General features: G+C 71.1%; 18 protein-coding genes and 1 tRNA gene. 7 read left to right on the forward strand and 12 right to left on the reverse strand.

Going from position 1 to position 19,034, the window contains the following annotated elements:
* Positions 1 to 5 precede the first annotated feature (5 nt).
* Positions 6 to 815 (forward strand): DedA family protein, encoded by an 810-nt coding sequence (locus ACYVGD_RS04920; RefSeq protein ID WP_460741877.1) that lies wholly within the window; start codon positions 6 to 8, stop codon positions 813 to 815.
* 9 nt (positions 816 to 824) lie between these two features.
* Here the strand turns inward: ACYVGD_RS04920 and ACYVGD_RS04925 are convergent, their stop codons facing one another.
* From ACYVGD_RS04925 to manA, 5 genes are all read right to left on the reverse strand, one after another.
* Positions 825 to 1,598 carry a hypothetical protein gene (locus ACYVGD_RS04925; RefSeq protein WP_460741878.1) on the reverse strand — a complete coding sequence of 258 codons (774 nt, stop codon included), beginning with the start codon at positions 1,596 to 1,598 and terminating at the stop codon, positions 825 to 827.
* Between the two features lie 56 nt (positions 1,599 to 1,654).
* On the reverse strand, positions 1,655 to 2,683 hold the full coding sequence (locus ACYVGD_RS04930; RefSeq protein ID WP_460741879.1) for an alpha/beta hydrolase family protein: 1,029 nt from the start codon (positions 2,681 to 2,683) through the stop codon (positions 1,655 to 1,657).
* Between the two features lie 3 nt (positions 2,684 to 2,686).
* The gene (locus tag ACYVGD_RS04935; RefSeq protein WP_460741880.1) at positions 2,687 to 4,636 is read right to left on the reverse strand and encodes an acyltransferase family protein; all 1,950 of its coding nucleotides are present in this window, start codon (positions 4,634 to 4,636) and stop codon (positions 2,687 to 2,689) included.
* A 175-nt stretch (positions 4,637 to 4,811) separates the two neighbouring features.
* Positions 4,812 to 4,884: transfer RNA gene (locus tag ACYVGD_RS04940), tRNA-Thr, on the reverse strand.
* Positions 4,885 to 4,912: 28 nt separating this feature from the next.
* Positions 4,913 to 6,085 (reverse strand): mannose-6-phosphate isomerase, class I, encoded by a 1,173-nt coding sequence (gene manA, locus ACYVGD_RS04945; RefSeq protein ID WP_460741881.1) that lies wholly within the window; start codon positions 6,083 to 6,085, stop codon positions 4,913 to 4,915.
* A 125-nt stretch (positions 6,086 to 6,210) separates the two neighbouring features.
* Between manA and ACYVGD_RS04950 the strand changes: the two genes are divergently transcribed.
* Positions 6,211 to 6,510: a DUF3263 domain-containing protein gene (locus ACYVGD_RS04950; protein ID WP_460741882.1), complete on the forward strand. Its 300-nt coding sequence runs from the start codon at positions 6,211 to 6,213 to the stop codon at positions 6,508 to 6,510.
* 71 nt (positions 6,511 to 6,581) lie between these two features.
* Here the strand turns inward: ACYVGD_RS04950 and ACYVGD_RS04955 are convergent, their stop codons facing one another.
* From ACYVGD_RS04955 to ACYVGD_RS04970, 4 genes are all read right to left on the reverse strand, one after another.
* Positions 6,582 to 7,649 (reverse strand): hypothetical protein, encoded by a 1,068-nt coding sequence (locus ACYVGD_RS04955; RefSeq protein ID WP_460741883.1) that lies wholly within the window; start codon positions 7,647 to 7,649, stop codon positions 6,582 to 6,584.
* Positions 7,646 to 7,984: a hypothetical protein gene (locus tag ACYVGD_RS04960; RefSeq protein ID WP_460741884.1), complete on the reverse strand. Its 339-nt coding sequence runs from the start codon at positions 7,982 to 7,984 to the stop codon at positions 7,646 to 7,648. The genes ACYVGD_RS04955 and ACYVGD_RS04960 overlap by 4 nt, the downstream gene beginning before the upstream one ends.
* 82 nt (positions 7,985 to 8,066) lie before the next feature.
* Positions 8,067 to 8,960 carry a hypothetical protein gene (locus ACYVGD_RS04965; RefSeq protein ID WP_460741885.1) on the reverse strand — a complete coding sequence of 298 codons (894 nt, stop codon included), beginning with the start codon at positions 8,958 to 8,960 and terminating at the stop codon, positions 8,067 to 8,069.
* Between the two features lie 10 nt (positions 8,961 to 8,970).
* Positions 8,971 to 9,414, reverse strand: a complete 444-nt coding sequence (locus ACYVGD_RS04970) for a hypothetical protein (protein WP_460741886.1) — start codon at positions 9,412 to 9,414, stop codon at positions 8,971 to 8,973.
* A 203-nt stretch (positions 9,415 to 9,617) separates the two neighbouring features.
* Here ACYVGD_RS04970 and groL point away from each other — a divergent pair, with 203 nt between their 5' ends.
* A complete protein-coding gene (gene groL, locus ACYVGD_RS04975) occupies positions 9,618 to 11,243 on the forward strand; it encodes a chaperonin GroEL (RefSeq protein WP_460741887.1) in 1,626 nt (541 codons plus the stop codon).
* A gap of 149 nt (positions 11,244 to 11,392) precedes the next feature.
* Here the strand turns inward: groL and ACYVGD_RS04980 are convergent, their stop codons facing one another.
* Positions 11,393 to 12,541, reverse strand: coding sequence for an MFS transporter (locus tag ACYVGD_RS04980; RefSeq protein WP_460741888.1), 1,149 nt, complete (start codon positions 12,539 to 12,541; stop codon positions 11,393 to 11,395).
* A gap of 143 nt (positions 12,542 to 12,684) precedes the next feature.
* Here ACYVGD_RS04980 and ACYVGD_RS04985 point away from each other — a divergent pair, with 143 nt between their 5' ends.
* Genes ACYVGD_RS04985 through ACYVGD_RS05000 form a run of 4 tightly spaced genes read left to right on the forward strand, consistent with a single transcriptional unit; the run spans position 12,685 to position 17,341 of the window.
* Positions 12,685 to 13,800 (forward strand): dipeptidase, encoded by a 1,116-nt coding sequence (locus ACYVGD_RS04985; protein WP_460741889.1) that lies wholly within the window; start codon positions 12,685 to 12,687, stop codon positions 13,798 to 13,800.
* Positions 13,797 to 14,498, forward strand: coding sequence for a copper homeostasis protein CutC (locus ACYVGD_RS04990; RefSeq protein ID WP_460741890.1), 702 nt, complete (start codon positions 13,797 to 13,799; stop codon positions 14,496 to 14,498). The genes ACYVGD_RS04985 and ACYVGD_RS04990 overlap by 4 nt, the downstream gene beginning before the upstream one ends.
* On the forward strand, positions 14,495 to 15,844 hold the full coding sequence (locus ACYVGD_RS04995; protein ID WP_460741891.1) for an amidase: 1,350 nt from the start codon (positions 14,495 to 14,497) through the stop codon (positions 15,842 to 15,844). The genes ACYVGD_RS04990 and ACYVGD_RS04995 overlap by 4 nt, the downstream gene beginning before the upstream one ends.
* 42 nt (positions 15,845 to 15,886) lie before the next feature.
* A complete protein-coding gene (locus ACYVGD_RS05000; protein WP_460741892.1) occupies positions 15,887 to 17,341 on the forward strand; it encodes an aldehyde dehydrogenase family protein in 1,455 nt (484 codons plus the stop codon).
* A gap of 146 nt (positions 17,342 to 17,487) precedes the next feature.
* Here ACYVGD_RS05000 and ACYVGD_RS05005 read toward each other — a convergent pair whose 3' ends face one another.
* Both ACYVGD_RS05005 and ACYVGD_RS05010 read right to left on the reverse strand, forming a co-directional pair.
* Entirely contained in the window at positions 17,488 to 18,120 is a 633-nt protein-coding gene (locus ACYVGD_RS05005; protein ID WP_460741893.1) for a class I SAM-dependent methyltransferase, read from the reverse strand.
* Positions 18,121 to 18,387: 267 nt separating this feature from the next.
* A complete protein-coding gene (locus tag ACYVGD_RS05010; RefSeq protein WP_460741894.1) occupies positions 18,388 to 18,963 on the reverse strand; it encodes a TetR/AcrR family transcriptional regulator in 576 nt (191 codons plus the stop codon).
* Positions 18,964 to 19,034 lie beyond the last annotated feature (71 nt).

The raw sequence follows: 19,034 nt of genomic DNA on the forward strand, positions 1-19,034 counted from the left end.
CGCGCGTGACTGACGACGAGGCGGCCCGACCGGCCGAGGACGCGTGGGAGCCGACCAACGCTGAGCTGCCGGCCGACCCCGACCGGGCCGACCCCGACCGGGCCGACGGTGGCGAGCCCGACGAGAAGCCGTGGTGGGACGACCCGAACCTCCCGTGGAGCAAGGAGCCGACGCGCGCCGACATGACGTGCTTCTGGCTGATCGCCGCGCTCGGCGTGTACGGCATGGCGCTCCTTCCCTTCCGCGCCGTGCTGATCACCAGGCCCTACCTGGCGGCCTGCCTGACCGGCTCACGCACCGGCGTGGTCATGATCGGCGCCCTGGCGGCCACCCACCACGACGTGCGCTGGCTGCCGATGTGGTGGCTGTTCGCCACGCTCAGCGTGATGAAGTTCGACCCGGTCTACTTCTGGGCCGGCAAGCTGTGGGGGCGCGGCGTCTTCGAGATGGTGGCCGGCCGCTCGCCGCGCGCGCGGCGCAACGCCGAGCGCGCCGAGAGGTTCGCCCACCGCTACGAGGTGCCGGCCATCCTCGTGACCTACCTGCCGATCCCGCTGCCCGCCGCGGTCGTCTACGCGACCGTCGGCGCGGCGGGGATGACGTGGCGGAGGTTCCTCACCGCCAACTTCGCGTTCGCCGGCATGCTGCAGGCCATCTACATGTACCTCGGCTATCGCATCGGCGAACCCGCCGTGAAGGTCGTCGCCGAGTACGGCAGGTGGGCCTGGTACGTCTCGCTGGCCATCATCGTGGTGATGATCGGGTCCTACGTGGTCTCCCAGCGCCGCCGCGCCCGGGAGGGTGCCGACGCCTGACGCCCGCGGTCAGCGCGGTGGGGGAGCCGGTGGTACGCCCGGCGGGCGTCCCTGCGGACCCTGCCCGTACGGGGGCGGCTGCTGCGGCCGGGCCGGGCCGTGCGCCGGCTCCTGCTCCGAGTGTGGCGGGAACTGCACCTGATGGGGGCGTGCCTGCTGGGGGAAGGGCTGCTGGGGGCGCGCCTGCTGCGGTTGCTGCGAACCGGGCTGGCGGCCACCCGCGTACGGCTGCCCGGGCTGCCACGGCACCGGGCGCGAGGCGCTGGGCAGCGAGGCGACGGAGGGCTGGGTACGCGGTGGCGTGCTGTGCTCGGCGGGCTGCTGGGGACGCTGGTGGGCCGGGGCCGGGGTGCTGGCCCCGCGGCGCGACAGGGCGGTGGCACCCTTGGCGTGGCGCCAGCCGCGGTCGCGTTCCTGGGCCGGCGCCGGGTGGGGGCCGGTGTGGGGTGAGGCCGCCGTGTGACGGCCCGTGGTCTCGTCGTCGGCGGTGTCGTCGCCGGGGCGTCGGTGGCCGCGCAGGGCGACGAGCGTCCACACACCCGCCAGCAGCACGACCGCACCCCCGCCCACGGGGAACCACAATCGCTGGGCGCGCCGCTCGGCGACCATGTCGTCGTACGTCTTGCGGACCGGGCCCGCCTTGCCCACGATGTCGCAGATCTGGCCCGGGGTCATCGCGCGGCTGCCGCACTCGGCGGCGAGGGGGTCGATGCGCAGGCCCCACACGACGAGGCCCACCCCGACGAGCGCGAGGACCAGAGGTCGGTAGATCCGCTCGAGCATCGAGGTCCTCCTGGGCGCGTCCGACGTGTTGCCCGAGTCTTTCACCCCCGGGGCCATCACCGGAACAACGCCTTCTTGCCGTTGGGATCGGCCATCATGCGGCCGCCGTCGTGGGCCACCCCGCGCACGACGAACATCGACTGCCGCTCGGTGATCCTCGCCCCGAACACCGAGGGGAGATAGGCCCAGTAGTTGCGGCCGCGCTCGTAGCGGTTGGAGCCCTGGGACTGGGCGCCGCACTCGATGTCCATCGACGACGACTTCGGGTCGTTGTCGGCGTCGCCGAGCAGATACACCACGTCGCGGCTGGCGTAGCGGCGCTGCAGCTCCTCGGGGGTCCACTGGCGCATGTAGGTGTTGCGCTCGCTCATCCCGTAGCGGTAGCGGTCGTAGTGGGGGCACGTCAGCAGCAGCTTCGGGTCGACCCCCGGGCGCTTGCTGGTGAAGTAGAGGTAGGACGACGGGTTGGCGATCACGAACCTGGTGGCCTCGACCGGGGTGCCGGCCGCGTACCTGTTGATGAACTGGCCGCCGCCGGAGAAGCCCGCCATGACGCGGCTCGTGCGGGGCACCCGCGAGGCGAGGTTGTCGAGGACCGCGAACGAGCTGATGGGCGCGTCGGTGTTGAGCGACACATCACCCTGGGACCAGCCGTAGAACGACCAGTGCAGCTGGTTGCGGTGGTCGACGCCCGAGTCGGTCGCCATGGGGAAGCGCGGGGCGACCACCATGGTCGTCCGCAACTCGTCAGCCGTGCCCGCCTTCATCACCGCGCCAGCGGCGTTGCACGAGCCGCGGTCGTTGCCGTGGATCATGAAGATGACCCGCCGCACGGTGGCAGGCGGCCGGTCGATCGAACCGTTGCCGCAGTACTGCACGAGCTTGCCGCCGACGATGGTCGAGCGCAGCGTCGGCTTGTCGTCGAGGGCGTCGTCGGAACGAGGCGACTCGTCCTCCGGGAAGGGTTCGTGCAGCGCGGGGGGGTGGCGCAGCGGCGCCATGACCTGCGGGCGGTCCGAGCGGGGGCCGCCGACGGCGGTGAGGAGCGCGAGCGCGATGAGGGCGATCCGGGCACGGTTCCACATGGTCTACCTCGGCACCACCGCGAACAGCTGCTCCTCGAACGGCCTGCGGAGCGTCTTGATGTAGGTCTTGGTGAGGTGGTTGTCGTCCATGTAGACGTAGGTGTTGCCGATGACGCCGTTGCACATGCCGGCGGGGCAGAAGTATTCGGTGAGGTCCATCTGCGCCATCCGCGGGTCGAGCATGTCGAGGGGGGACACCGGCGCGAGCTTCTCGGCCACCGGCCGCGTGCACTTCCCCTCGTCGTTGCCGAACTGCTGGACGCACTCGGGCATCTGCTGGCTCCAGCGCGGGTTGTCGCGCATGTTGACGACCTTGATCCCGGCGTCGAGGACGGGACGCATCATCTCCGAGTAGCCCTCCACGATCTCCTCGGCCGAGCTGTTGGCGTGGGCGCGGGTCGCGGTCGAGAACACGAAGTCGGGCTTGAGCCTGACGATGGCGTCGACGGTGTTGCGGCCGTATTCGACGCACCCGTCGTCGACCCACTGGCCCTTGGTGGCGACGCGGCACGAGCTGCGCGACCAGATGAGCACGCGCCAGTTGTTATCCTTGGCGATGGGCTCGATCACCGACATCCACTGGCGGCTGTGGGAGTCGCCGATGACGACGACGGTCTTGCGCGGCTGGCCCTGGGCGGGGACCTCGTGGCACTGCGCCCCGAACGGCGGGGTGGGCTGGACGCCCATGGGGCAGTCCTGCAGCGGGGGCCAGTCCTGGGCGACGATCGTGTCCCCGGGGGCGACGTTGCGTGTCGAGCTGCCCGGCGGCACGGGTACGCCGGGCGTGGCCAGGGCGTTGCCGCTGGTGTCGGGCGGGGATACGGGCTTGCCGCTGCCGGAGTCCTTGACGGGCTTGTCGAGCAGGAACACGACCCCCAACGCGACGGTCAGGACGGTGACGATGGTGATCAGGCCGGCCTGCCAGGACTTCAGTGCACCCCACTGGTTGAAGCGGCGTTCGACGAGCCGGGTCGCCACGTCGGCCAGCGCCACGGAGATCGCGATGACGGCGAGCCCGTCGAGCAGCCCGACCTGCTTCACGCCCGTCGCGCCCATCCACAGCATGTAGACCGGCCAGTGCCACAGGTAGAGACCGTACGCGCGGTCGCCGAGGAACCTCAGCGGCGACGAGGCAAGCCAGTACGCGGCGGTCCCGCGCCCACCGTCGGAGCCGGCCATCACGATGGCTGCCGCGCCGAGCGACGGGACGAGCGCCGCGGGCCCGGGGAAGGGCTCATGGCCGACGGTCATGCCGCAGGTGATGATCGCGACGAGGCCGCCCCAGCCCAGCGCGGTCGCCAAGGGTCGGGGGAGCCTGATCGTCGGCGCGAGGGCCAGCAGCGAGGCGAGCGAGAACTCCCAGATGCGGGCGAAGGTGTTGAAGTAGGCACCCGTGGGATTCGACGAGATCTGGCGCAGGGCGTACGTCATCGAGAACAGCGTCAGGACGCCGAAGACGATGCCGAGGGTGAGCCGGATGTTGATCTTCATGGAGCGGGCCAGGAAGACCGCCAGGCCCATGATGAGCGCCCACGCGATGAAGACCTGGCCCTGCATCGACAGCGACCAGAAGTGCTGCAGCGGGCTGGTGCCGGACCGGTCGGGGCTGTTGTAGTCGGTGGCCAGATTGATCAGGGCCCAGTTCTGGTAGTACAGCAGCGACGCCTTCGCCTGGTCGAAGACCACCGGCAGGCGTGTCGGGGCGAGGATCAGCAGCGACGCCACGCACGTCGACAGGATGACCAGCGCGGCCTGGGGGATGAGCTGGCGGAATCGCTTGACGAGGAAGTTGCCCGTGTCGAATTTCTCGCCCTGGCGGACGAAGCTCATCGTCATCAGGTAGGCCGAGATCATCAGGAAGATGTCGACGCCCCCGGAGACGCGGCCCACGCCCCACAGGTGGTAGACGACGACCAGGGCGATCGCCAGGCCGCGCAGGCCGTGGATCTCCATGCGCCGCGGGGATCCGGAACGCGTACGCGGGACGTCACGGGTCCTGGGCGTGGCGCGGGGAGCCGGGCGTCCACCGGTCCGGGAGCGTGCGCGTACGGCCCTGCCCCTCGGGACGCTCGTGGCGGGTCGGCTCAAGGGGATACCTCTCGGGTCGGCGATCACACGCTTCTTCCAGAGCCCCCGACAGGATTCGAACCCGCGACCCTCGCTTTACAAGAGCGACGCTCTACCAACTGAGCTACAGGGGCAGCGGGCCCATTGTGCCCGGTTCCGGCGTCAAGCCGAAATGTCGGCCCCCGGGGCCGCCACGAACGCACGACCGGTGCCGGAGATGCCGACGTCCTCGCGGGCGTCGACGAAGGCGGCCTGGCCACGCCCGAGGTCGATCGAGGTGTCGTCGCCGACCAGCCGGAGGGCCCCCTCGACGACGAGCACGATGCGGGCGCCGCCGACACCGGGCAGGTCCGTGGTGCCGGTGACCTCGTACAGCTCGAACTCCGGCGACGGGGTCGGGTAGCGCAGGACGCCCGGCCCGTCGGCCATAGGGGCGATCGTCGGCGGCAGGCTGGGGCGGAAGTCGACGACCGTCGCGAGCTCGTCGACGTCGACGTGCTTGGAGGTCAGCCCGCCGCGCAGCACGTTGTCCGACGACGCCATGATCTCGATGCCTGTGCCGTGCAGGTAGGCGTGGAGGTTGCCCGCGGGCATGAAGAACGCCTCGCCGGGGGCCAGGACCACGCGGTTCATCAGCAGGGCGGCCAGCACGCCCGGGTCGCCCGGGTAGTCGCGGCCCACCTCGACGGCGGTGCGGCAGAACAGGCCGAACTCGGAGTCCTCGTCCGCGTGCGGCGTGGCGGCCTCGACGACCGACGCGACCAGGTCGGCGCCTTCGGCTCCCAGCGACAGGACCTCGAGGAAGACGCGGGCGATGCCGTCGTTGTCGGCCAACGGCTCGACCAGCTGGCTGGCCTCGTCGACGCCGAGGCGCTCCACGAGGGCCTGCGTACGCACCGGGTCGCGGAACCCGCACAGGCCGTGGAACTCGGTGAGCGCGACCATGGCCTCGGGCTTGGGCCAGTCGTCGCGGTAGCTGCGGTGGGGCGCGTCCAGCGGGATGCCGGCGGCGTCCTCGCGGGCGTGGCCCTCCTCGGCCTGCGCGCGCGAGGGATGGGTCTGGAGGGAAAGCGCGCGGGACGCGGACAAGATCTTCATGAGATAGGGCAGCCGGTCGCCGAAGCGGTCACGGGTGGCGGCGCCCAGGACCTCGGGTTCGGCGGCGACGACCTCGATCAGGCTCCGGCCGTCGGCGGTCGTCGACGACGCGCGGTGGTGGGCGCCGAGCCAGAGCTCGGCCTGCGGCTGGTCGGTCGGTTCGGTGCCGAGGACGGACGCGATGCCGTCGGTCGATCCCCAGTCGTACGCCTGGACGACACCCTCGATCTTGAACATGCCTCACTCCTGTCGCGAACGTGTCCTGCGATGGTACCCACGGGTACGCGGAGGAGCCCGCGGAGGCTTCCTGCGACGCGCTCGAGGAATGACATGGCTGTGATTCCTGCCGTAGGGTGGGGGGCATGTCCGAAGCACTGCACACACACGGCGACTCGGCCGCGTCGTCCGGCCTGAGCGCCCGGGACGCTGAGATCCTCGACTTCGAGCGCCAGTGGTGGAAGTACGCCGACGCCAAGGAGCAGGGCATCCGCGAGCAGTTCCAGATGTCGGCCACCCGCTACTACCAGGTGCTCAACGCCCTGATCGACAAGCCCGAGGCCCTCGCCCACGACCCGCTGCTGGTCAAGCGCCTGCGCCGCATGCGTGCCTCGCGCCAACGTGCCCGTTCGGCGCGCCGTCTGGGCTTCGACCTCGACGACTGAACCGACCCGCGCCATCCGCGGACGCACGAGGGCCCCGCTCCTGGTGAAGTGGAGCCCTCGTGCCGCGCCGGTCAGCGCTGGATGTCGCCGATCGTGCTCGACGGATCGTTGCCGAATTCGGTGGTGCCCTTCGTCTGTCCCTTGTCGATGGGCTTGACGAACGGCTTGTTGTATTTCTTGTTGGCGTCCTTGAGCGTGTCGTAGATGTCGCCGCCGCGCTCGCCCAGCAGGTCCTTCGAGTCGAACTTCGGGAGCTTGGGGGCCTCCGTGACCGGGATCGTGCTGTTGGGCACCTGGTGACGGCCGCGGGGGGCCGGGCGGGTCGCGCCCGAGGCGATGATGTTGCGCGACTTCGAGAACAGCGACTGCGAGACGCGCGAGAGAGCTCGGGCGGCGTCATCGAACATCTTGCCGCTCATGCCCATCTTCTTGGCGAGCTTGGACAGGACGCGCATCAGCTTGGCGAGCTTGCTGGTGACCTTGGCGCCGATGAGCGCCATCTTCGCCGAGAACCATCCGGTGAAGGCGGCGACCGATGCGCCGAGGGACGGCACGGCGGAGGCCGCGGCGATGATCGCGGCTGTGACGACCTCGGTGACGAAGTCCTTGATCATGTTCCAGATGAAGTCGCGGAACATGGCCACCACGGTGCCGGCGACGCTCACCCAGTCGGCCATCTTGGCGGCGGCGCCGCTGGCAGCCTTGAAGTTCTCGTTCACGTTGACAAGGACCTGGGTGTAGGCGTCGGACGACGGGCCGGTCCAGCCGGGAAGCTGACCGGCGGTCTCCGCGTGCTCGTTGGCCGTCTTGGCGAGGTTCACGGACACGCGCTGCCACTTCTGGGCGTGCTCGAAGATGCCGTCGGGGTTGCCGAGCAGGAAGTCGACAGTCTCCTTGAGCCAGGAGATGTTCTTGACCAGGATGTCCATCAGCGCGCCGACGGCAGCACCCACCAAGGTGTTGAGGGGGTCGAGGACCGCACCGAGGACACCCAGCGCGACGTCGCCGACGGCGGTCAGATCGCCCAGGGTGGTCTCGCCGTCGGTCCAGTGCTTGCCGGCGTTGACCAGGTCGGAGTAGACCGGGATGGTGATCGTCGCGTTGCCGACCTTGGCGTCGGGCAGGGGCTGGGCGGTCATCGGGTCCTCCGTCCGGTGTCCTCGATCTGTTCGAGGATGACCTTGCTCAGGTCGACGTTCGACTGCTCGGCGGCGTCATAGAGGTCGGCCGTGGTCTTGAAGGCCTCCGTGGCGGTGGTCGAGACGCGGCCGAGCTCCTTGATGGCGCCCGTGTTCGCGGCGTTGCCGATCGCAAGGATCGGGCACAGGATCGGGCTGGCGAAGAGGCCGTACATCTTCCAGTCACCGAAGCCCAGCCCGTTGGCCTCGCCGACGAGTGCTTGGGTCTTCGAGTCGACGGTCTGCAGCGACTGGTGGTGCGCTCGCATCTCGGCGACCGAGTAGGTCTCGCTCATGGGTCCTCCTTGGATGGCTCTCACGAACACTAGGTGTGCCCGGGTGCGATGGGTGGGCCCGGGGCGGTGGAACGTTCCCTGATCAGAGGCCGAGGGCGTCGCGGGTCTCGTCGGGGACCTCGAGGCCCGAGCCGGTCAGTCGCCGGGTCAGCTCGCGGCCCGCCTCGGAGCGCGCGGCCGCGTACGCGTCCATGAACCGCTCGGCGAGGTGGTCGGAGCCCTTCCGGGCGAACGCCGCCCGGAACCGGGTCGCGAGGACGGAGCCCGCGGCGTTGACGGTGATCTCGACCTCGTCGTTCGCGCCGGTGCCCTCCACCTGCTGGACGAGCGTCGGAAGGCCGGCCGACCGGCGTTTGAGCGCGTCCATCTCGGCCTCGAACTGGGCCTGCATCTGTTCGGGCGGCACGGTGCTGCGGTACTGCTCATAGCCGATCTCGCGCGCGATCTCCGCCGGGTCGATCGACTCGTCGTCGCTGTCGAGGCGGTTCAGCACGTCGTCGAGGAGGTCCTCGATCTCGTCGGTGGTCATGGCGCGCTCGGCCTCGGCGCGCAGACCTTCGGCGCTCGGTGCCGGCAGCTCCTCGTCGGAACGCAGCCGGTCGCGCTCATCGGCGACCTCTTCGGGGGCGGCGTCCTCCACGCCCCTGGCCGCCTGCTCGTCACCGAAGGCGTTGCGGACCACGTCCGCGGACGCGTGATTGGCGCGGGCGGAGCCCTCCAGCAGGGTCCGGCGTACCTCCTCGGTCAGCTGGGGTGCGCTGAGCGAGAGCGCCGAGTCGTCGAACTCGATGCCGACGACGTGGGCCCCGAGCAGCTTGACCCGAAGGTGGTCGGAGGTCGCCTCGACCGCCGAGGCGGCGAGCGCGGCCTGAGTGCGCTGGGCCCGGGCGTCGAAGGCCCGCACGTCGGCCTCCATCTTGGCAAGAATGCACCGCGGGTCGGGCATCGGCGGCATGTTCGGGGGGAGGTTCGTCATGGCTCGCAGCCTAGGAGCGTCGTGGCTCACTCGTGCGGGCCCAGCGGTGCGGTGTGCGCAGATAGCCTCCGGCCTCCAGGTCGGCCGCCCGCTCGAACGGGTTGTACGCGGCCCGGTCCCCGCTGACGAGGACGGAGACGCCCATGGCGGCCGCGTACATCGGTAGGAATGGCAGGCCGAGGCAGGCCATCCACTGCCAGGCGTGCTCGTCCTCGTGGGCGAGCGTGCCGGGCACCGACTCCTCGAGAGTGGCGAAGTCGTGGGCGGTGACGACAACGTTGCCGACGGTGAACGCCCCGGCTACGGGGAAGCCGAACCGATATCCCTCGGCCAGCCAGAGCCCCCGCGGACCCCGGCGTACGCGGGCCCGGCCGACCCGTGCCACGGCCAGGCCGAGCGGCGTGGAGAGGTTGGCCCAGTTGGCGGCGCGGCGTAGCGCGAGGAAGGCGTTCACCCCGCCATTGTCGTGGGCCGGGACTGTTTGCACTCGGATGGGGCGAGTGCTAAAAATGAGGGTGTTAGCACTCTCGGCAAGAGAGTGCCACCGTCAAGTCCGGTGAGGCGCTGTGGCGCCGTCCGTCGCGGGCATCGACTTGACGTATGAAACGTTGACCAATGGGGCTTCGGCCCCCGACGCGGGAGGACTCCCGGAACACCATGGCAAAGCTCATCGAATTCAACATCGAGGCCCGCCGCGGGCTCGAGCGTGGCATGAACACGCTCGCCGACGCGGTCAAGGTCACCCTCGGCCCGAAGGGCCGCAACGTCGTGCTCGAGAAGAAGTGGGGCGCCCCCACGATCACCAACGACGGCGTCTCCATCGCCAAGGAGATCGAGCTCGAGGAGCCGTACGAGAAGATCGGCGCCGAGCTCGTCAAGGAGGTCGCCAAGAAGACCGACGACGTCGCGGGCGACGGCACCACCACCGCGACCGTGCTGGCCCAGGCGATGGTCCGCGAGGGCCTGCGCAACGTCACCGCCGGCGCCAACCCGATGGGCCTGAAGAAGGGCATCGAGGTCGCCACGAAGGCCATCTCTGACGAGCTGCTCGGCATGGCCACCGAGATCGAGACCAAGGAGCAGATCTCTGCGACCGCCTCGATCTCCGCCGCTGATACCACCGTCGGCGAGATCATCGCCGAGGCGATGGAGAAGGTCGGCAAGGAGGGCGTCATCACGGTCGAGGAGTCGAACACGTTCGGCCTCGACCTCGAGCTCACCGAGGGCATGCGCTTCGACAAGGGTTACATCTCGCCCTACTTCGTCACCGACGCCGAGCGCATGGAGACGGTGCTCGACGACCCCTACATCCTGATCGTCAACTCGAAGGTCTCGGGCCTCAAGGACCTCCTGCCCGTCCTCGAGAAGGTCATGCAGTCGGGCAAGCCGCTCGTCGTCATCGCCGAGGACGTCGAGGGCGAGGCCCTCGCCGGCCTGATCGTCAACAAGATCCGCGGCACCTTCAAGTCCGTTGCCGTCAAGGCCCCGGGCTTCGGCGACCGTCGCAAGGCCATGCTCGGAGACATCGCGATCCTCACGGGTGGCCAGGTCATCTCTGAGGAGGTCGGCCTCAAGCTCGACGCCGTCACCCTCGAGCTTCTCGGCCAGGCCCGCTCGGTCCGCGTGACCAAGGACGAGACCACCATCGTCGAGGGCGCGGGCGACTCCGATCAGATCGCCGGCCGCGTCCAGCAGATCCGCAACGAGATCGAGAACAGCGACTCCGACTACGACCGCGAGAAGCTGCAGGAGCGCCTCGCCAAGCTGGCCGGCGGCGTGGCCGTCATCAAGGTCGGCGCGGCCACCGAGGTCGAGCTCAAGGAGCGCAAGCACCGCATCGAGGACGCCGTCCGCAACGCCAAGGCTGCCGTCGAGGAGGGCATCGTCCCCGGCGGCGGTGTCGCCCTGATCCAGGCCGCGAAGAAGGCCAACGTCGAGGGTCTCGAGGGTGACGAGGCCACCGGCGCCCAGATCGTGTTCTCCGCCTGCTCGGCCCCGCTGAAGCAGATCGCCGTGAATGCCGGTCTCGAGGGTGGCGTCGTCGCGGAGAAGGTCGCCGGCCTGGAGGCCGGTCATGGCCTGAACGCCGCGACCGGTGAGTACGTCGACATTGTCAAGTCCGGCATCATCGACCCGGCCAAGGTCACGCGCTCGGCGCTGCAGAACGCCGCGTCCATCGCCGCGCTGTTCCTCACCACCGAGGCCGTCATCGCCGACAAGCCCGAGAAGGCCCCGGCCATGCCGGGCGGCGCCGACGGCGGCATGGGCGGCATGGACTTCTGAGTCCAGCCGTTCTCTGAACGCAGCAGGAGGCGGTCCCCGCAAGGGGGCCGCCTCCTTCGCGTACCGGGTCTTCCCTCGCTACAACAGGCCGAAAACGTCACAACAGGCCGGCCAACGCCTGTTGTGAAGTTTTCGGCCTGTTGTGCGGGTCAGCGGTGCGTACGCGCCCACGCGCGGTGGGCCAGCGCCACGTACGCCACGACCGCGCCGGTGGCCGCGGTCGCAACGGCGAACAGGAGCGCGTACCGGCCCTGGCCGGCCCACGGCGCCATCAGGAACGTGCCCGCCGACGCGCCGAGGAACAGCGCGGTGACGAACAGCGATACGGCCGTGGCACGGGCGCGTGGTGCGACCTCGGTCGCCCAGCCCTGCAGCGAGGAGTGCATGACGGCGTTCGCCACACCCGTCAGCACGGCGGCGGCGGTCAGCGTCACCGGGTGCATCAGCGCGGCGAGGCCCCAGGCGGCCACGAGCGCGGCCCCGCCGACGGCGATGCGCTGCGTACGCGAGGTGCGGCGGGACAGCGGGCGCATCAGGCGCGTGCCGGCGATGACGCCGAGGCCGTAGGTGGCGCCCAGCGCCCCAGCGAGCGCGACGCCCACGCCGTCGGCCTGCAGCGCGGGCACGACGTAGGTGAGGATCCCCATGAGCACCGCGCCCTCGGTGAACGCGGCGACGTAGACGAGCGCGGGCCAGCGGCCGGCGGCCTCGCGCAGGGAGCGCTCGGTCGGGTCGGGGGTCGACGTCCGCAGGTCGCGGACGACCACGAGCATCGCCAGGCACGCGACAGCGGTGATCGCGAACGGGACCCGCCAGCTCGTCCACGCGGCCACGGCGCCGGTCACCAGCGTGGTGACGGCGTTGCCGACGGCGGCGTACGCCTGGAGGTCGCTGAGCGCGCGCACCTTCTGGGGCCCGGTGTACGTGTCACCGATGATCGTGAGCAGGGCGGGGTAGAGCGCGCCCATCGTCAGCCCGGCGAGGCCGCGGGCGAGCAGCAGCGGCACGAAGCCCGACACCAGCGCGCTCAGCAGCGAGCCGACCGCGGCGCCGAACAGCGCGAGGCGGAGCACGGTGCCGCGGCCCAGCCGGTCGCTGACCACACCCCAGGCGGGCTGGCCCAGCGCGTACAGCAGCGAGTAGATCGTCACCAGCTGGATCACCAGCTGCAGCGGGATGCCGGTCTGCCGCGCCATGATCAGCAGCATCGGCGGCATCCCGAACCGGTCGAAGAATGTCACGAACCCGAGTGAGCCGAACACCCACGTGGGCACGGCGGGGCGGTCGGCGTCTGTCACGCCGGTCAGGGTACGCGGGACCTGCACCCGACCGCGGCTTGGCTGGGGCCATGGCGACGTGGATCGAGCGATACCGAGACGGCGACAGGGGTGACCGAGTGCCCCACATGCTGCAGCTCTGACCTCCCTGCGAGACTGGCCCGATGGAAAGCATCGGAGTCGTCGACGGGCACAATGACCTTCCCTGGGCGCTGCGCTCGCAGCCGCGACCATACGACCTCGAGGCGTGCGACATCGCCGTCTCCCAGCCGCACCTGCACACCGACTTGCCGCGGCTCGCGGCCGGTGGCGTACGCGGCCAGTTCTGGTCGGTGTTCGTGCCGGGCGTGCCGTACGAGCCGACGACCGGCTCGCCGGTGGGCGACACGTTGGAGCAGATCGACTGCGTCCACCGTCTCGTCGAGCGCCATCCCGAGCGGCTCGCGCTCGTCACCACCTCGGCGGGGCTGACCGAGCTGTGCGAGCGGGCCGACGGTCCCGTCGCGTCGTTGCTGGGCGCGGAGGGCGGCCACTCGATCGACAACTCGCTGGGCGTCCTGCGGATGTTGTACGCGCTGGGCGTGCGCTACATGACGCTGACCCATAACGAGAACAACGACTGGGCCGACTCGGCGACCGACGAGCCGCGCCACGGCGGCCTGTCCGAGTTCGGCCGCGAGGTCGTCGCCGAGATGAACCGCCTCGGCATGATGGTCGACCTGTCCCACACCTCGCCCGACACGATGCGTGACGCGCTCGACACGTCCACCGCCCCGGTGATCTTCAGTCACTCGTCGGCCCGCGCCGTCAACGACCACCCCCGCAACGTGCCCGACGACGTGCTGGAGTGCATGGCCGCCGGCGGTGGCACGTGCATGGTGACGTTCGTGCCGAAGTTCGTGTCGCCGGCCTGCGCCGAGTGGTCGAGGAACCTCCAGGAGGCGGCGGGCGACCTGCACTGGCCCGACCCGGCGTACACCGAGCTCGCCGAGCGCTTCGAGGCCGAGCACCCGCGCCCGCGCGCGACCATCGACGACGTCGTCGCCCACCTCGACCACGTCCGCGAGGTCGCGGGCATCGACCACATGGGCCTCGGCGGCGACTACGACGGCGTGGACGTGCTGCCCGACGGGCTGGAGGACGTGTCGACCTACCCCCGCCTCATGGACGCGCTTCGCGGGCGTGGCTGGAGCCCGAGCGACTTGGAGAAGCTCGGCTGGCGAAACATCGCCGCCACCTTCGCCCGCGTCGAGGAGGCTGCTGGCAGACTCGTGCCATGAGCGGGCTTCTGGAGGTCATCGCCCTGCACGCCGACGACGCGCGGCGTGCGGAGGAGGGCGGCGCTGACCGCGTCGAGGTCGTCGGCACGATCGACCACGACGGCATGTCACCCACGCCCGACGTGGTGAAGGCCGTGCGTGCGGCCACGTCGATCGAGGTGCGGGTGACGCTGCGCCTGCGTGAGGGCTTCGGCACCGACGGCGGCGAGTTCGTACGCCTCCACGGCCTCGCCGCCAGCTATGTCGACGCCGGGGCCGACGGCATCGTGCTGGGCTTCCTCAACGGCCACGGCGAGGTCGACCTCGAGGTCTGCAACGCCCTGCTCGACGAGGGCGACTGGCCCTTCACGTTCCATCGCGCCATCGACTCCGCGTTCGACACCGACAAGGCGTGGCGGGCGGTGCGTACGCTGCCGCGGCTCGACCAGGTGCTCACCGCCGGCTCGGCGCGCGACGTCGAGCACGGCCTCGACGACCTGCTGTCCCGCGCCAAGGCCTCGCCGGAGGAGGCAGCGCTGATGATGGTCGGCGGGGGACTGCAGCCCGAGCACGTCGCCTGGCTCGCCCGGGCCGGCGTACGCGCCTTCCATATCGGCGCCGCGGCCCGGCCGCAGGGCTCGTTCAAGGCGTGGGTGGACGCCGATCTCGTGGCCTCGTGGCGCTCCCTGATCGACTCCGTGACGCGGGGGCACGCGTGACCGAGCCGTGCGACCTGACCGCCGACGAGCTGTCGCGGGCCTACGCGGCGGGTGACCTGACCCCCGACGACACCGCCGCCTCCGTCCTCGCCCGCATCGACGAGCGCGAGCCCGAGCTCAACGCCCTGTGGATCCTCGACCGTGACCGGCTGCTGGCCGACGCGCGCGCCGCGACGCTGCGCTGGCGCGGGGGGACGCCGCGCTCGGCGTACGACGGGGTGCCGGTGACGATCAAGGAGAACATCGCCCGGGCCGGGTGGCCGATGCCCGCGGGAACGGCGCTGGAGCCGCGCGTGCCAGAGAACAACGCGCCGATCACCGACCGCCTGCTGGAGGCTGGCTGTGTGATCGTGGGGGCCACCACCATGCCCGACTGGGGGATGCTGTCGTCCGGCGTCTCGTCGCGCCACGGCATCACGCGCAACGCCCTCGACCCTCACCTGACCGCAGGCGGCTCCTCGGCTGGTGCGGGCACGGCGGCCGCCGCCGGTTATGGGCCGCTGCACGTCGGCAGCGACATCGGCGGGTCCATCCGCCTGCCCGCGACGTGGCAGGGGCTGGCCAGCCTCAAGCCGTCGGAGGGGCTCGTGCCGCTCGACGTGCCCTACCTCGCGCGTGCGGCCGGGCCGCTGGCGCGCCGTGTCGACGACGTGGCCGCGCTGATGGAGGTCATCGCCGTCGCCGACCCGCGCGACTTCACCGCGCGGCCCTATCCGGCGGTGCAATACCGCGACACGCTCGACCCGCGCGGCCTGCGGGTCGGCGTCCAGCTCGACCCGGGGCCGGGCCTGCCGCTCGACCCGGGCGTCGCCGCGGTCGTCGAGCGCGCACTTGGCCGGTTGTCCGACGCGGGCGCGGTCCTTGAGCGGGTGGGCCCCTTCCTCACCGAGCCGGTCCTGGGGGGCATCGACGGGTTCTGGCGTACGCGTTCCCTCGCCGACCTGCGCCGCCTCGCCGGAGGCGAGCAGGACCTCGTCCTGCCGTGGGTGCGCCGCTGGGCCGAGGGCGGTACGCGGTTCGACGGGCCGGCGACGGTGGAGAACTACCAGCGCTTCGCCGAGCTGGCGAGGGTGACGCGGGCACGCACCGAGGCGTACGACCTGATCGTGTCGCCCGTCTGCCAGGTGGCCGCGTTCTCGGCGGAGGACCCGATGCCGTTCGCCGACGTCGACCTGCCGATGCAGCACATCTCGTACACGCTGCCGCACAACGCGTCGGGGCAGCCCGCAGGCACCGTCGACATCGGCGCGCTGCCGGATGGACGCCGGGTCGGCCTGCAGGTCGCCGCGCCGATCGGCGCCGACGGGCTGGTCGTCGCCGCGCTGCGCTGGTTCGAGACCACCTGAGACACCCCCGCGTGACACGGTTGCGCGGCTAGCCTTCGCGGCATGCAGAACCTCCTCGACTCGCTCCCCGCAGGCCTGCCGATCGGTGACGACTGGGCGCCGACCGCCGAGACCACGCCGATCGCGTTCCCGTACGACGGCTCGCACGTCGCCGATGCCCCGGTGGGCTCGGCCGCCCAGGCGCGCGCCGCGATCGACGCCGCCGAGGCCGTGCGCCGCCCAATGGCGAAGGCGACCGTGGGCGCCCGCAAGGCCGTGCTGCAGGCGGTGGCCGCAACGGTGCGCGAGAACACCGAGGCGCTGGAGCAGCTGCTCGTCCTCGAGACGGGCAAGCCGCTGGTGGACTGCCGCGTCGAGGTCGCCCGGACACTGTCGACGTGGGAGGCAGCCGCCGACGAGGTCACCCACCTGGTGGGGGAGACCGTCCCGCTCGACGTGCAGGCCGCGGGCGAGGGCATGGTGGGCTTCTTCACCCGCCGCCCCGCCGGCGTGGTGGTCGGCATCGCCGGCTTCAACTACCCGCTGCTGCTCGCCACCCACAAGGTCGCCTCCGCCATCGGCGCGGGCTGCCCCGTCGTGTGCAAGCCCGCACCGCAGACGCCGCTGGCGACGCTGTGGCTGGCCAAGATCGTCCGCGAGGCGCTGGCCGCCGCGGGTCTGCCGGCGGCGGCGTGCCAGCTCGTGACGGGAGGCGTCGACGTGGGCGACGCCCTGGTCACCGACGAGCGCGCCGCGATCGTGTCGTTCACCGGCTCCGCAGCGATCGGCCACCTCATCGCAAAGAACGCCGCGCCCCGCAAGGCCCTGCTGGAGCTCGGCTCGAACACCGCCCTGATCGTCGCCGAGGACGCCGACCTCGACCGCGCCGTCGACGCGGTGGTCCGTGGCGGCTTCTACGCCAACGGCCAGGCCTGCATCTCGGTGCAGCGCCTGCTGGTCCACGACGCGGTGGCCGTCTCGTTCCTGGACCGGCTCCAGGCACGCCTGCCGGAGGTCGTCGTCGGTGACCCGCGTGACCCGGCGACCCGCGTGGCGCCGGTGATCGACCAGAAGAACCGCGACCGGCTCACGTCCTGGGTCGCCGCCGCCGTCGAGGCCGGTGCCCGCGTGATCGCCGGCGAGGACGGCACCGCCGGCGAGGGGGCTTTCCGCCCGACGCTGGTGACCGACGTCCCGCGTGACGCCGAGCTGTGGTGCGAGGAAGTCTTCGGCCCGGTGGTCTGCGTGCAGCGCGTCGGCTCGGTCGACGAGGCCCTGGAGATCGCCAACGACTCGCGCTACGGGCTGCAGGGCGCGGTCTACACCGCCTCGCTCGCCACGGCCTTCGACGTGCTCGACCGCCTCGACGTCGGCGGCGTCGTCGTCAACGAGATCCCGGGCTTCCGCAGTGACGTCATGCCGTACGGCGGAGTGAAGGACTCTGGCATCGGCCGCGAGGGCCCGCGCTGGGCCATGGAGGAGTTCACCGTCACGAAGATGGCGATCATCCGGCCCTGAACGGAGGGCGGCGTGCCGAATCATCCGAGATTTCGCCCTGGCCCCCCTCTGGAGGGCTGCTGAGGTCAAACTTTCGCCTGACAGGGTCGGGAGCGACGTCGGGAGTCCGTCCATGACCGCATCCAACGGGGTGCGTCGGTGCATGGTCAACGGGTTTTCGTGGCGATCAGCACGGCCTGGCCGTCTCGCTCGGCACCGACCGCAGCCCGGTCGAGCCGCGCCACCTCGGTGAGCCCGGCACCAGACAGCGCACGGGACATCGCGTCGGCCGTGCGGCAGTGACGGACGAGCTCGACCTCCAGCCCCACCGCCCTGTAGGCAGGGGCGACGTCGCGCACGCCCTGACCGGTCTGGAACGCCACCAGCACCGCGCCGCCGGGGCGGGTGACGCGCGCCAGCTCGGTCAGCACGGCGGGCAGCCCGGCGTCATCGGTGTGGATGGTCGAGTACCACGAGAAGACCCCGTCGAAGGTCGCGTCGGCGTACGGCAGAGCGTCCAGTGAGGCCACGGCGGTCGCGTACGCCGGGTGGTCCTGCCGAGCGCGCCGCACCATGCCGCCGGAGAGGTCGACCCCCTCGGGGCGGCACCTGAGGCCGGAGAGCACGGGCAGCATGCGGCCCCCCCCGCAGCCCGCATCGAGGACGCGCCGCTGGCCCGGCAGAAGTGCGGCGAAGTGCGCGATCATCGCGACGTCCACGGGCTGCTCGGGCTCGGTGCCCCGGAAGTGGTCGGCGTACGTGTCGGCGACGGTGTCGTAGGCCCCGGCCACCCCGCTCATGCCGTGCAGTCCCGCTCGACGCGGGCGACGTGGTCGCTGTACCACAGCGTGCGGCCGTCGGCTCTGGGCGCGCTCGTGCTCGGTGACCTGCTTCCACGCCCGAGCAGACGCGCGGTCGGCCCAGTAGCTGACGGTGATCCCCAGGCCCGTCTCCGGATCGCGTGCGGACTCGATGCCCGAGTAACCGGGCTGTGCGGCAGCCAGTGACGCCCCGTGTAGGGCGTCGAGAACGTGGGGGCGAGGGTCATGAGCCCAGTCTGGCGCGCATCAGTCGGTGGTGGTGGCGTACGCGCTGACGAGAAACCGGGCGGTGCGTTCGGCCTGTTCCATGGCCTGGTGGGGATCGTTGCGCAGCATGAGCGCCAGCATCCCCGAGTACGCCACGACGAGGTGGTCGGCCAGCTCGGCCGCACGGTCGTTCGCGATGGGGCGGGCCAGCTCGAGCAGGCGACCGGACAGCAGCTCGCGGTCGGCCATGATCGGCGCCAGAACCGCCGGGCTGGGATCGCGGATGGCGGCCGCGGTGCCGTGGAAGGCGCACCAGCGCTCGGCCATCCGCTCGTCGTGATAGGTCCGCATGGCGGTGAACACGCTCAGCAGTCGCTCGACGTCGGTGGTGGCGGCGGCGAGCGCCTCGTCCCAGACGGCGGTCCACACGACGAGACGACGTTCGAGAGCCGCGGCGACGAGCCCGTCCTTGCTGCCGAAGTGGCCGTACAGCGAGGCGGGCGAGGCGCCGGCGACCTTCAGGATCTGGTCCACCGGGGTGCCGACCGCGCCCTCGATGAACATCACCGCATCGGCCGCGTCGAGCAGGCGTTCGCGGACAGGATACTTCGGCACCCAAGAAGTGTAACGTGCGTTTCTGTCAGTCGTTCGATAACGTCGGCGCACCGCGCGTACCCCTTCGACCG

The sequence above is a fragment of the Mariniluteicoccus endophyticus genome, from assembly GCF_054780035.1.

Bases quoted from the DNA above. Each gene is read 5' to 3' on its own strand.
- manA (WP_460741881.1), bottom strand. From the start codon at position 6,085: ATGTTCAAGATCGAGGGTGTCGTCCAGGCGTACGACTGGGGATCGACC.
- ACYVGD_RS04960 (WP_460741884.1), bottom strand. From the start codon at position 7,984: ATGAGCGAGACCTACTCGGTCGCCGAGATGCGAGCGCACCACCAGTCG.
- ACYVGD_RS04990 (WP_460741890.1), top strand. From the start codon at position 13,797: ATGAGCGGGCTTCTGGAGGTCATCGCCCTGCACGCCGACGACGCGCGG.
- ACYVGD_RS04985 (WP_460741889.1), top strand. From the start codon at position 12,685: ATGGAAAGCATCGGAGTCGTCGACGGGCACAATGACCTTCCCTGGGCG.
- ACYVGD_RS04950 (WP_460741882.1), top strand. From the start codon at position 6,211: ATGTCCGAAGCACTGCACACACACGGCGACTCGGCCGCGTCGTCCGGC.
- ACYVGD_RS04935 (WP_460741880.1), bottom strand. From the start codon at position 4,636: ATGGAGATCCACGGCCTGCGCGGCCTGGCGATCGCCCTGGTCGTCGTC.
- groL (WP_460741887.1), top strand. From the start codon at position 9,618: ATGGCAAAGCTCATCGAATTCAACATCGAGGCCCGCCGCGGGCTCGAG.
- ACYVGD_RS05000 (WP_460741892.1), top strand. From the start codon at position 15,887: ATGCAGAACCTCCTCGACTCGCTCCCCGCAGGCCTGCCGATCGGTGAC.
- ACYVGD_RS04955 (WP_460741883.1), bottom strand. From the start codon at position 7,649: ATGACCGCCCAGCCCCTGCCCGACGCCAAGGTCGGCAACGCGACGATC.
- ACYVGD_RS04965 (WP_460741885.1), bottom strand. From the start codon at position 8,960: ATGACGAACCTCCCCCCGAACATGCCGCCGATGCCCGACCCGCGGTGC.
- ACYVGD_RS04925 (WP_460741878.1), bottom strand. From the start codon at position 1,598: ATGCTCGAGCGGATCTACCGACCTCTGGTCCTCGCGCTCGTCGGGGTG.
- ACYVGD_RS04930 (WP_460741879.1), bottom strand. From the start codon at position 2,683: ATGTGGAACCGTGCCCGGATCGCCCTCATCGCGCTCGCGCTCCTCACC.
- ACYVGD_RS05005 (WP_460741893.1), bottom strand. From the start codon at position 18,120: ATGAGCGGGGTGGCCGGGGCCTACGACACCGTCGCCGACACGTACGCC.